The sequence below is a fragment of the Streptomyces sp. NPDC060064 genome, from assembly GCF_042736455.1.
GTDB lineage: Bacteria > Actinomycetota > Actinomycetes > Streptomycetales > Streptomycetaceae > Streptomyces.
Genome location: NZ_JBHWWF010000032.1, coordinates 62,051 through 74,190 on the forward strand (window position 1 = coordinate 62,051; position 12,140 = coordinate 74,190).

Sequence of the window (12,140 nt, forward strand, 5' to 3'; positions counted from 1 at the left end):
TGGAAGAACGGCGACTGGCTGCCCGGCCAGAACTTCGACAACACCGGCAGGCTGCCCGACCCGGTCAACACCGCGGAGCCGCAGCTCGGCGGCGACTTCTGGCCCGGCCAGTTCAGCCGTACGCATGTCGGCGTGACCCGCTACGGCTACCGGGACGTGACGGCGGGCCTCAGGGCCGGCCGCGTCTGGGTCGACCACGGTCAGCTCATCGACGGCATCGACGTACGGGTCAACAGGGAGCACGGCATAGGACGCGGCGTCACTCTCGGCGGGCGGCTGCGCGTACGCGGCGGAGAGAAGATCGTCCTGAATGTCACCGTCACCACCGCATCCCGCCCCAACCACCACGGTGAGGTGCCACGCCTCGCCCACCTCGACGTGATCCGTGGCGCCGTACACGGGCCGGTCACCGACCGCGACGAATGGCGTGCACCCGACACCCGCGTCGTCCACACCGCCGATGTCGAGGGCCGCACCGGCCGCTACACGCTGCGCGTCCCGGTCGGGAAGGCCGAGGAGTCGTTCTGTCTGAGGCTGCGCGGCAGCGACGGCAAGCGCAACGGCCCCGGCTACCCGGGCGCGGCGACCGACCCGCACGGGCCGATCCCGCACGAGCCCGGCAACGGCGACCCGTGGCTGGACACCTGGTCTACACCAACCCGGTCTTCGTGGACGTCGTGCACTGAGTGGAGGTCGTGCACTGAGGGGACCTCGTGCTCTGAGCTGTCACGAGGGGACCCGGCCGGCGCAGGGGGGCGCTCCCCGTCGGCCGGGTCCGTATCCCGTGCAGCGGGGGCGCTTCAGACCCCGGTGCTCAGGGCGATGCGCTCTTCGCCCGCGTACACGTTCATATTGGCGCCGCGCAGAAAACCGACCAGGGTCAGACCCGTCTCGGCAGCCAGATCCACGGCGAGCGAGGAGGGCGCGGAGACCGCGGCAAGGACGGGGATGCCGGCCATCACCGCCTTCTGCGCCAGCTCGAACGACGCCCGTCCCGACACCAGCAGGATCACCCGCGACAGCGGCAGTCTGCCGTCCTGGAGCGCCCGGCCGACGAGCTTGTCGACCGCGTTGTGCCGGCCGACGTCCTCCCGTATGTCGAGCAGTTCGCCGTCCTCCGAGAAGAGCGCGGCGGCGTGCAGACCCCCGGTCCGGTCGAAGACCCGCTGGGCCGCACGCAGCCGGTCGGGGAGGGCGGCGAGCAGAGCGGGCTCGACGCGGACCGGGGGAGTGTCGGCGATCGGGAAGCGGGCGATGGTGCGTACGGCGTCGAGGCTGGCCTTTCCGCACAGTCCGCAGGACGAGGTGGTGTAGACGTTGCGCTCGAGGGTGATGTCCGGGACCGGCACGCCCGGCGCGAGCTGGACGTCCACCACGTTGTAGGTGTTGGATCCGTCGGCGGTGGCCCCGGCGCAGTACACGATCGACTGCAGCTCGTCCGCGGAACCGAGCACACCCTCGCTCACCAGGAAGCCCGCCGCGAGCGCGAAGTCGTCGCCCGGCGTGCGCATGGTGATGGCGAGCGGCTTGCCGTTGAGCCGGATCTCCAGCGGTTCCTCGGCCACGAGAGTGTCGGGACGGGTCGATACCACGCCGTCCCTGATGCGGATCGTGCGGCGGCGCTCGGTGACCCGGCCCATGGCGATCACATCCGATTCTGTACGTGCTGGAAGCCGAAGCGGCCCTTGATGCAGAGGTTGCCGTGGGTCACCGGGTTGTCGTGCGGTGAGGTGACCTTGACGATCTCATTCTCCTTCAGATGGAGAGTGAGGTTGCAGCCGACGCCGCAGCAGGCACAGATGGTGGTCGACTCCCTCTGAGCGGACTCGTCCCAGGTCCCGGCCACGCGCCTATCGAATTCGGTCTTGAAGGTGAGCGCGCCGGTCGGGCAGACCGGCCGTCATACCGGCCTCGGCGCGGCGCGAGCAGGCCGGCGCGAGTGTGCGGGCGCCCTCGGCCGAGGGGAAGCGTCGACAGAATATTGTCGACAGTATCCCTTCTGGGGTGTCAAGGGTCGTCGTACTCTTGGGGAAGCTCCAAAGTCTGGGCCCCGAAGCTGTGGGATCACATGCCCCCGTACCGGGTGGTAGCAGCCAAGACTGGGTGGTTCCTGACTTCTGTACGAGGAGAACGCCATCCATGACCGGTTCACGGATCGTCGCGCTCGGGCACTACCAGCCCGCCAAGGTGCTCACCAACGCGGACCTGGCGGCCATGGTCGACACCAGCGACGAGTGGATCCGCAGCCGCGTCGGGATCGAGACCCGGCATGTGGCGGGACCTGATGAGCCGGTCGACGAGCTGGCCGCGCACGCCGGCGCCAAGGCGCTGGCCTCCGCCGGTCTGACGCCCGCCGACATCGATCTCGTGCTGGTGGCCACCTCCACGGCGATCGACCGCTCCCCGAACACGGCGGCCCGGGTCGCGGCCCGTCTCGGCATGGGCTCGCCCGCCGTCATGGACCTCAATGTCGTCTGCGCGGGCTTCACGCACGCGCTCGCCACGGCCGACCACACCGTACGGGCCGGGGCCGCGAGACGCGCCCTGGTGATCGGCGCCGACAAAATGGCCGACATCACCGACTGGACCGACCGCACCACCTGTGTGCTCGTCGGCGACGGCGCGGGCGCCGCGGTCATCGAGGCGACCAGGCCGGGCGAGGAGCCCGGGATCGGCCCCGTCCTGTGGGGCTCGGTCCCGGAGATGGGCCATGCCGTACGTATCGAAGGCACCCCGCCCCGGTTCGCGCAGGAGGGGCAGTCCGTCTACCGCTGGGCCACCACCCAGCTTCCGCCCATCGCCCGGAAGGTCTGCGAGCGGGCGGGCGTCACCCCGGAGGAGCTCGCCGCGGTCGTCCTGCACCAGGCGAATCTGCGGATCATCGAGCCCGTCGCCCAGAAGATCGGCGCCGTCAACGCCGTGATCGCCCGCGATGTGGTGGAGTCCGGCAACACCTCGGCCGGTTCGATCCCGATGGCGCTCTCCAAGCTCGTCGAGCGCGGCGAGATCGAGTCGGGCGATCCAGTGCTGCTCTTCGGTTTCGGCGGCAATCTCTCGTACGCGGGTCAGGTCATCCGCTGCCCCTGAGCCCTCGGGGTGCTGACGACCGGATGGCGGCGCGCGTATCGGATGGCGGCGCGCATTACCCGCGGCAATGGAGACGTGCTGCTCGGGCTGACTGTCGCTGAAGCGGGGCAAACTAACCCGCATGACGGCGAAGCGAAGCGCGGGTCTGCTGCTGTTCCGCAGGCGGGGTACGGACATCGAGGTCCTCATCGGCCATATGGGAGGGCCGTTCTGGCAGGCACGTGACGAGGCCGCCTGGTCGGTACCGAAGGGTGAGTACACCCCGGAGGAGGAGCCGATGGCCGCCGCGCGGCGGGAGTTCGAGGAGGAGCTCGGTCTGGCGCCGCCCGACGGCGGATGGCTGCCGCTCGGTGAAGCCCGCCAGCCCAATGGAAAGATCGTCACCGTCTGGGCGCTCGAGGGCGACCTCGACACGGACCTCGTCGTGCCGGGCACCTTCACCACGGAGTGGCCGCCGGGATCGGGCCGTATGCAGGAGTTCCCGGAGATCGACCGAGCCGAGTGGTTGGGCGTCGAAGCGGCGAGGGAGAAGCTGGTCGCCGGTCAGCGGGTCTTCCTCGACCGGCTGACCGAGCTCCTCGACTCCGGCCGGAGGTGATCCGGATCCCGGCACCGGAAGGATTGCGCTCGGTAAACTGTAGACAATTGCCGCTCGCCGCTGTTTGCCAGGAGGGGGACCGCGATGTTGTCCGCAGGACTGCCGCAGGGAACCGTGCCCAAGCTGGAACGACCCGGTCCACTGCGCGAGCGCGTCTACGAGGCACTGCTCGAACTGATCACGACCCGCGCACTGCGCCCCGGCCAGCACCTGGTCGAGAGCGAACTCGCCGGCCATCTCGGCGTGTCCCGCCAGCCCGTGCGCGAGGCACTGCAACGCCTCAACTCCGAGGGCTGGGTCGATCTGCGCCCGGCGCAGGGCGCGTTCGTCCATGAGCCGACCGAAGCGGAGGCGGACCAACTGCTTTCGGTCCGTACGCTTCTGGAGGCGGAGGCCGCCCGGCTGGCCGCCGCGAACTCCGGTGCCGCGGGCATCGCCGCGCTCGAAGAGCTCTGCGCGCAGGGCGAACAGGCCGTCGCGGACGACGACGTGGACCTGGCGGTGGCCACCAACGCCCGCTTCCACGCCAAGGTGATGGAGCTCGCCGGCAATCTCGTCCTGGCCGAGCTGGCCGGACAGGTGGACCGGCGGGTCCGCTGGTTCTACACGCCCGTCGCGCGGCAGCGCGGGCGGCAGTCCTGGATCGAGCACCGGGAGCTGATCGCGGCGATCTCGGCCCGCGACGAGCAGCGTGCGACGGAGGTCATGCGGGCGCACACGGAGCACACGCGCGCGACGTACCGACGGCGCGAGCAGCCCTGACCGGGGCTCCACCCCGGACCCCACGCCTCAATCGCCGACGGGGCTCTCCTGTTGGGGCTCCGCCCCAAGCCCCGCTCCTCAAACGCCGGAGGGGCTGAGGTTCGCCGCCGAGGTCTCCACGGGCGATCAGACCTTTGTCCCGGGTGTGGAGAAAGTCGTACCGGAACTCTGCGCAAGTTCTTCCCAGTTGGGCAAAGCGCTGCTACGTTCCCCTCGAAAGACCGACGGAGGCCGATCAGACGGGGAGGGCACGTGAGACGTATGACCGCTCGACCCGCGAACGCGCACCAGGCGCGACTGCTCAGGCTGCTGCGCGACGGCGGTCCCAACTCCCGTGCCCAGCTCGGTGATCAGGTCGATCTGTCGCGCTCCAAGCTCGCCGTGGAGGTCGACCGTCTCCTGGAGACCGGGCTCGTGGTCGCGGACGGTCTGGCCGCCTCGCGCGGCGGGCGCCGCTCGCACAACATCCGGCTCGCGCCCGCGCTCCGTTTCCTCGGCGTCGACATCGGCGCCACCTCGATCGATGTGGCCGTCACCAACGCCGAGCTCGAGGTGCTCGGCCATCTCAACCACCCGATGGATGTACGCGAGGGCCCGGTCGCCGTCTTCGAGCAGGTGCTGTCGATGGCGGCCAAGCTCAGGGCCTCCGGACTCGCCGAAGGCTTCGACGGCGCGGGCATCGGCGTTCCCGGACCGGTCCGCTTCCCCGAAGGTGTGCCGGTCGCGCCCCCGATCATGCCGGGCTGGGACGGTTTCCCGGTACGCGAGGCACTCAGCCAGGACCTCGGCTGCCCGGTCATGGTCGACAACGACGTGAACCTGATGGCGATGGGGGAGCAGCACGCGGGCGTCGCGCGCTCCGTGGGCGACTTCCTCTGCGTCAAGATCGGTACGGGCATCGGCTGCGGCATTGTCGTCGGCGGCGAGGTCTACCGCGGTACGACCGGCAGCGCCGGCGACATCGGTCATATCCAGGTCGAACCGGACGGCCGCGCCTGCGCCTGCGGCAACAAGGGGTGCCTGGAGGCCCACTTCAGCGGTGCCGCGCTGGCCCGCGACGCCGAGGACGCGGCGCGCACCGGCCGGTCGGAGGAGCTCGCCGCCCGGCTGGAGACCGCCGGGAGGCTCACCGCCGTCGATGTGGCCGCCGCCGCGGCCGCCGGCGACGCCACCTCGCTCGATCTCATCCGTGAGGGTGGCAACCGCGTAGGCCAGGTCATCGCCGGACTCGTCAGCTTCTTCAACCCGGGTCTCGTGGTGATCGGCGGCGGAGTGACCGGCCTCGGCCACACGCTGCTGGCCAGCGTACGTACCCAGGTCTACCGGCAGTCGCTGCCGCTGGCCACCGGCAACCTGCCCATCGTGCTGGGCGAGTTGGGGCCGACCGCCGGAGTGATCGGCGCGGCCCGGCTCATCAGCGACCACCTGTTCTCGCCGGCCTGACCGGACCGGTCGATCGCACGACGCCAGACGCGCCGCAGGCGCGAGCACCACCAGCGCCTCCAGCACCTCCAGCACCGCAAGGCGCGAGCACCACCAGCGCCGTGAGCACTAACGAGCACCACCAGCGCCGCCGGCACCACGAGTGCCACCGCACAGCACGACCACCACGCCCTGCCCGCTCACCGGCCGCACCCGCCGAGGGGATTTGTCATGGCACCAGAACCACCCCTGCTCACCATGTCCGGTATCACCAAGTCGTTCCCGGGCGTCCGCGCCCTCGACGGCGTGGACCTGGAGGTCCAGGCCGGCGAGGTCCACTGCCTCCTCGGCCAGAACGGCGCCGGCAAATCCACCCTGATCAAAGTGCTCGCCGGAGCCCATCAGCCGGACGGCGGACAGATCACCTGGCGCGGCGGAGCGGTCGCCCTCAAGTCGCCCATCGCTGCCATGCGGCTCGGCATCGCCACCATCTACCAGGAGCTCGACCTGGTGGAAGGGCTCTCGGTCGCCGAGAACGTCTTCCTCGGACACGAACCGACAGCGGCCGGTTTCGTCGTACGGGGCAGGGAGGCCCGCTCGACAACGGCCAAGCTGTTGAAGCGACTTGGCCACTCCGAGATCGAACCCGCCCGCCGCGTCGGCGACCTCTCCGCCGCGCAGCGGCAGATCGTCTCCATGGCCCGCGCCCTCTCCCACGAGGTACGCCTCATCGTGATGGACGAGCCCTCGGCAGCCCTCGACCCCGACGAGGTCGACAACCTCTTCCGTATCGTCGGCGACCTGACCGCCGACGGGGTCGCCGTCGTCTACATCTCCCACCGACTCGAGGAGATCCGGCGCATCGGCGACCGCGTGACCGTACTCAAGGACGGCCGGGCGGTCGCCGTCGGACTGCCCGCCAAGTCCACGCCGACCCGCGAGGTCGTCGCGCTGATGACCGGACGGAACGTCGAATACGTCTTCCCCGAGCGGCCCGCAGGCGACCGCGCGGGGATCCGCGAACCGGTCCTGCGGGTCGAAGGGCTCGCCAGGGACGGGGAGTTCGCGCCCGTCGACCTGGAACTGCGGCCCGGCGAGATCGTCGGGCTCGCCGGACTCGTCGGCTCGGGACGCTCCGAGATCCTGGAGACGATTTACGGCGCCCGCAGGCCCAGCGCGGGCCGCGTTCTCGTCGACGGCAGCCCGTTGCGCCCCGGCAGCGTCCGGGCGGCCGTCCGCGCCGGAGTCGGACTCGCCCCGGAGGAGCGCAAGGCGCAGGGACTGCTGATGCTGGAGTCCGTCACCCGCAATGTCTCGGTCTCCACGCTCTCCCGCTTCTCCCGGGTCGGCTGGCTCGACCGCAAGGAGGAGCGCAGGGCGGCGCAGCAGGCGACCAGGGAACTCTCCCTGCGACCCGACAACCCCGACGCCCGTATCCGTACGCTCTCCGGCGGCAACCAGCAGAAGGCCGTGCTCGCCCGCTGGCTGCTGCGCGGCTGCCGGGTGCTGCTGCTCGACGAGCCCACCCGCGGTGTCGACGTCGGCGCACGCGCCGAGCTCTACGCCGTGATCCGCCGGCTGGCCGACGAAGGCCTCGCCGTACTCCTCGTATCCAGCGAAGTGCCCGAAGTGCTGGGCCTCGCCGACCGGGTGCTGGTGCTCCGCGAGGGCAGCGTGGTGCACACGGCCGACGCCCGGGAGCTCGATGAGCACCGCGTACTCGACCTTGTGATGGAAGGGAGCCCGACGGCATGACGCAGCCAGTTTCACCGGCGCAGCGGGACGCGCCGATACCCACCGCCAAGTCCGCACCGGAAAACCGGGGTTGGCGTCGACCGCTGGGACTGCGCGCCGATGTCCGCAATCTCTCGCTGCTCGGTGTGCTCGGCGTCCTGATCGCCGTCGGCGGCATCACCAAGCCGGATGAATTCCTCGATACGAGCAACCTTCAACTCGTGCTGACCCAGGCCTCGATCATCGGCGTGGTCACCGTCGGTATGACCTTTGTGATCACCAGCGGCGGCATCGACCTGTCGGTCGGCGCGATCGTCGCGCTCGCCTCGGTATGGGCGACAACGTTGGCAACTCAGGAGTACGGCTTCGCGGGCATCCTCTTCACCGCGGTCGTCGTCGGGCTGGGCTGCGGTCTGGTGAACGGTCTGCTCATCGCGTACGGCGGGATGGTGCCGTTCATCGCGACCCTCGCCATGCTCGCCTCCGCCCGCGGACTCGCCCTCCAGATCACGGGCGGCAAGACGCAGATGGTCACCGTCAACTCCGTACTCGACCTCGGTATCAAGGACGCCTACATCCTCGGCATCCCTCCGCTGGTGCTGGTCTTCGCGGCGGTGACGGGTGTCGGCTGGCTGCTGCTGAACCGTACGACCTTCGGACGGCGCACCGTCGCCGTCGGCGGCAACGCCGAAGCGGCCCGCCTCGCCGGCATCGATGTACGGCGGCAGCGGCTCTATCTGTATCTGCTCTCCGGACTGTGCTGCGGAATCGCCGCATTCATGCTGATCGTCCTCGCCGGATCCGGACAGAACACCAACGGCAATCTCTACGAGCTCGACGCCATCGCCGCGGCGATCATCGGCGGCACGCTGCTCAGCGGCGGCCGCGGCACCATCGTCGGCTCGGTCCTCGGCGTCCTCGTCTTCACCACCATCACCAACATCTTCGCCCTCAACAACCTGGAGAGCGCCGTCCAGCAGATCGCCAAGGGCGCGATCATCGTCGCCGCGGTTCTGGTCCAGCACCGCACGCTGCGAGGCGGGGAGGCCTGACCCGGCCGGCCGCCCCCTCCCGCTTCCCCCATCTGTCGCACCCCCGTCCCTCGTACCGTCCAGCCGAAGGGTTGATCCGTCATGCCAGAAATCCCAGCCACCAGCCGCAGAGGTCTGCTCTTCGGGACCGCCGCGGTCTCCGCCGGCGCGCTGCTGACCGCCTGCACCAGCAACGAGCCCAAGACATCGGAAGCGGCGACCAACAATGCGCCGGCCGCCGACGACAAGCCGGGCAAGGCCGTCACCATCGGCTTCGCCGGACCGCAGGCCGACCACGGCTGGCTGAACGCCATCAACGAGAACGCCAAATCCCGGGCGAAGAAGTACTCCGAGGTGACCCTCGAGATCACCGAAGGGTCCAACGACACCGCGGCCCAGATCGGCCAGGTCCAGACCCTGATCAACAAGAAGGTCGACGTCCTGGTGATCCTGCCGGCCGACGGCAAGGCCCTCACCCAGGTCGGTCTGCAGGCCATGAAGGCCGGGATTCCCGTCATCAACCTGGACCGGATCTTCGCCTCGCCGCAGGCGTACCGCTGCTGGATCGGCGGCGACAACTACGGCATGGGACTCAACGCCGGCAACTACATCGGCGAGCAGCTCAAGGACAAGCCCAACGCCAAGGTCATCGAGCTTGCCGGGCTCGACAACCTGGAACTCACCAAGCAGCGCACCCAGGGCTTCGACGACGCGCTGAAGAACTACCCCAACATCAAGAAGGTGGCCCGCCAGGCGGCCGATTTCACCGTCGAGTCCGGTCAGGCGAAGATGGCCCAACTGCTCCAGGCCCAGAAGCAGTTCGACGCGCTGTGGAACCACGACGACGACCAGGGCGTGGGCGCGCTGCGTGCCATCGCGCAGGCCGGCCGCAAGGACTTCCTGATGGTCGGCGGCGCCGGCGCCAAGTCCGCGATGGATGCCATCAAGGCCGACAGCAGCGTGCTGAAGGCCACCGTTCTGTATCCGCCCACGATGGCCGCCTCCGCCGTCGACCTCGCCCGCGCGCTGGGCCAGTCGAAGGGCGTCAGCGGGATGTCCGAACTGGAGATCCCCGCCTCGATCACCCTCTACTCGGCCGTCGTGACCAAGGAGAACGTCGACGAGTACCTGCCCACCGGCTTCAGCTGACCGGCCTGCCCGCCCCCACCGAGCAACCGATGAGGAGGAACCCGTATGGAACAGAGGGACAGTGAGGCCGCTCCGCCGACGCTGGGCGTCGGCATGGTCGGCTACGCGTTCATGGGCGCCGCCCACTCACAGGGGTGGCGCACCGCGGGACGCGTCTTCGACCTGCCGATGCGGCCGGTCCTCGCCGCGATCGGCGGCCGTGACGCGACAGCCGTGCGATCCGCCGCCGCCAAGCACGGCTGGGCCGCGGCGGAGACCGACTGGCGCGACCTCGTGACCCGCGACGACGTGCAGCTCGTCGACATCTGCACACCGGGTGACAGCCATGCGGAGATAGCCGTCGCGGCGCTGGAGGCGGGCAAGCACGTCCTGTGCGAGAAGCCGCTCGCCAACTCCGTCGCCGAGGCGGAGTCGATGGTCACGGCAGCCGAACAGGCCCGGGAACGCGGACAGTTGGCCATGGTCGGCTTCAACTACCGGCGGGTGCCGGCCATCGCGTACGCCCGGCGGCTGATCGCCGACGGCAGGCTCGGGACGCTGCGGCATGTGCGCTTCACCTATCTGCAGGACTGGCTGGTCGACCCGGACTTCCCGCTCACGTGGCGGCTCGAGCGCGAGCACGCCGGTTCAGGGGCGCTCGGTGACCTGGGCGCGCACATCGTGGACCTCGCGCAGTACCTGGCGGGGGAGCCGCTGGTCGGGGTCTCGGCGTTGTCGGAGACCTTCGTACGGGAGCGGCCCCTGCTCGCCGGGGCGGCGGCCGGACTCTCCGCCTCCGGCGGTATCGAAAGGGGGCCGGTCACCGTCGACGACGCGGCGCTGTTCACCGGGCGGCTGGCGTCGGGCGCGCTCGCCTCCTTCGAGGCCACCAGGATGGCCTCGGGCCGCAAGAACGCCCTGCGCCTCGAAATCAACGGTGAGCTGGGCTCGTTGGCGTTCGACCTGGAGCGGCTCAACGAGCTGTCCTTCCACGACCACACCGAGCCCGCCCCCTCGTCCGGCTTCCGGCGGATCCTGGTCACCGAGCCGGAGCATCCGTATCTGGAGGCGTGGTGGCCGCCCGGCCACGCCCTCGGCTACGAGCACACCTTCGCCCACCAGGCGCGCGATCTGGTCGAGGCGATCGCGACGGGCAGCGACCCCGCGCCGTCGTTCGCCGACGGGCTGCAGGTGCAGCGGGTGCTCGCGGCGGTGGAGGAGAGCGCGGAGAGGAACGCGGTCTACACACCGGTGGAGACGTCCGTACAGACGCTCGCGAGGACAGCCGCGAGGACAGCCGCGAAGGCACCCGTGGAGACGCCCGTACAGGCACAGGCTTAGGAGGTCCGATGCCACGTCCGTTCACACTCTTCACCGGCCAGTGGGCCGATCTGCCGCTGGAGGAGGTCTGCAGACTCGCCCGCGACTTCGGCTACGACGGCCTTGAACTGGCCTGCTGGGGCGACCACTTCGAGGTCGACAAGGCGCTCGCGGACCCTTCGTATCTCGACGGGCGGCACGCATTGCTCGACAAGTACGGACTCAAGTGCTGGGCGATCTCCAACCATCTGGTCGGCCAGGCGGTCTGCGACAGCATCATCGACGAACGCCACCAGGCGATCCTGCCCGCCCGGATCTGGGGCGACGGCGAACCCGAGGGTGTACGCCAGCGGGCCGCGGCCGAGATCAAGGACACCGCACGGGCCGCGGCAGCCTTCGGGGTCCGTACCGTCATCGGCTTCACCGGCTCGTCGATCTGGCATCTGGTGGCGATGTTCCCGCCGGTGCCGGAACGGATGATCGAGCGCGGCTACGAGGACTTCGCCGAGCGCTGGAATCCGATCCTCGACGTCTTCGACGCGGAGGGCGTGCGCTTCGCCCACGAAGTGCACCCCAGCGAGATCGCGTACGACTACTGGACGACGAAGCGGGCACTGGAGGCCGTCGGCAACCGGCCGGCCTTCGGACTCAACTTCGATCCGAGCCACTTCGTCTGGCAGGACCTGGACCCGGTCGGCTTCCTCTACGACTTCCGGGACCGGATCTACCACGTGGACTGCAAGGAAGCCCGTATGCGTCTCGACGGCCGCAACGGCCGGCTCGGCTCCCATCTGCCGTGGGGCGATCCGCGGCGCGGCTGGGACTTCGTGTCGGCGGGCCACGGCGACGTCCCGTGGGAGGACGTCTTCCGGATGCTGCGCTCGATCGGCTACGCCGGGCCTATCTCGGTGGAGTGGGAGGACGCGGGCATGGACCGACTGGCAGGCGCTCCGGAAGCGCTTGCCGACCTGAAGCGCTTCGATTTCGATCCGCCCACGGCCTCCTTCGACGCGGCATTCGGAGGCAGCGACTAGCTCATCGGGCCAGGTCCCGGCCCG

Annotated in this window: 10 protein-coding genes and 2 pseudogenes; 10 read left to right on the forward strand and 2 right to left on the reverse strand. The window is 69.9% G+C overall.

Going from position 1 to position 12,140, the window contains the following annotated elements:
* A pseudogene (locus tag ACFWDI_RS30985) lies at window positions 1-686 on the forward strand (histidinol-phosphatase); the annotation flags it as partial.
* Window positions 687-800: 114 nt separating this feature from the next.
* Here ACFWDI_RS30985 and fdhD read toward each other — a convergent pair.
* Both fdhD and ACFWDI_RS30995 read right to left on the reverse strand, forming a co-directional pair.
* The gene (fdhD, locus tag ACFWDI_RS30990; RefSeq protein WP_385309129.1) at window positions 801-1,640 is read right to left on the reverse strand and encodes a formate dehydrogenase accessory sulfurtransferase FdhD; all 840 of its coding nucleotides are present in this window, start codon (window positions 1,638-1,640) and stop codon (window positions 801-803) included.
* A 5-nt stretch (window positions 1,641-1,645) separates the two neighbouring features.
* A pseudogene (locus ACFWDI_RS30995) lies at window positions 1,646-1,894 on the reverse strand (Fe-S-binding domain-containing protein); the annotation flags it as partial.
* 245 nt (window positions 1,895-2,139) lie between these two features.
* Between ACFWDI_RS30995 and ACFWDI_RS31000 the strand changes: the two are divergent.
* From ACFWDI_RS31000 to ACFWDI_RS31040, 9 genes are all read left to right on the forward strand, one after another.
* Window positions 2,140-3,087 (forward strand): beta-ketoacyl-ACP synthase III, encoded by a 948-nt coding sequence (locus ACFWDI_RS31000; protein WP_385309059.1) that lies wholly within the window; start codon window positions 2,140-2,142, stop codon window positions 3,085-3,087.
* A 121-nt stretch (window positions 3,088-3,208) separates the two neighbouring features.
* Window positions 3,209-3,685: an NUDIX domain-containing protein gene (locus ACFWDI_RS31005; RefSeq protein ID WP_385309061.1), complete on the forward strand. Its 477-nt coding sequence runs from the start codon at window positions 3,209-3,211 to the stop codon at window positions 3,683-3,685.
* 84 nt (window positions 3,686-3,769) lie between these two features.
* Window positions 3,770-4,447 (forward strand): GntR family transcriptional regulator, encoded by a 678-nt coding sequence (locus tag ACFWDI_RS31010; RefSeq protein WP_385309063.1) that lies wholly within the window; start codon window positions 3,770-3,772, stop codon window positions 4,445-4,447.
* A 261-nt stretch (window positions 4,448-4,708) separates the two neighbouring features.
* Window positions 4,709-5,890, forward strand: coding sequence for an ROK family protein (locus ACFWDI_RS31015; protein WP_385309065.1), 1,182 nt, complete (start codon window positions 4,709-4,711; stop codon window positions 5,888-5,890).
* A gap of 210 nt (window positions 5,891-6,100) precedes the next feature.
* Window positions 6,101-7,624, forward strand: a complete 1,524-nt coding sequence (locus tag ACFWDI_RS31020) for a sugar ABC transporter ATP-binding protein (RefSeq protein ID WP_385309066.1) — start codon at window positions 6,101-6,103, stop codon at window positions 7,622-7,624.
* The gene (locus ACFWDI_RS31025) at window positions 7,621-8,655 is read left to right on the forward strand and encodes an ABC transporter permease (protein ID WP_385309068.1); all 1,035 of its coding nucleotides are present in this window, start codon (window positions 7,621-7,623) and stop codon (window positions 8,653-8,655) included. The genes ACFWDI_RS31020 and ACFWDI_RS31025 overlap by 4 nt, the downstream gene beginning before the upstream one ends.
* Before the next feature lie 81 nt (window positions 8,656-8,736).
* Window positions 8,737-9,783: a substrate-binding domain-containing protein gene (locus ACFWDI_RS31030; RefSeq protein WP_385309069.1), complete on the forward strand. Its 1,047-nt coding sequence runs from the start codon at window positions 8,737-8,739 to the stop codon at window positions 9,781-9,783.
* Window positions 9,784-9,828: 45 nt separating this feature from the next.
* Complete coding sequence (locus ACFWDI_RS31035) at window positions 9,829-11,103, forward strand: Gfo/Idh/MocA family protein (RefSeq protein WP_385309071.1); 1,275 nt, start codon at window positions 9,829-9,831, stop codon at window positions 11,101-11,103.
* Between the two features lie 8 nt (window positions 11,104-11,111).
* Entirely contained in the window at window positions 11,112-12,116 is a 1,005-nt protein-coding gene (locus tag ACFWDI_RS31040; protein WP_385309073.1) for a sugar phosphate isomerase/epimerase family protein, read from the forward strand.
* Window positions 12,117-12,140 lie beyond the last annotated feature (24 nt).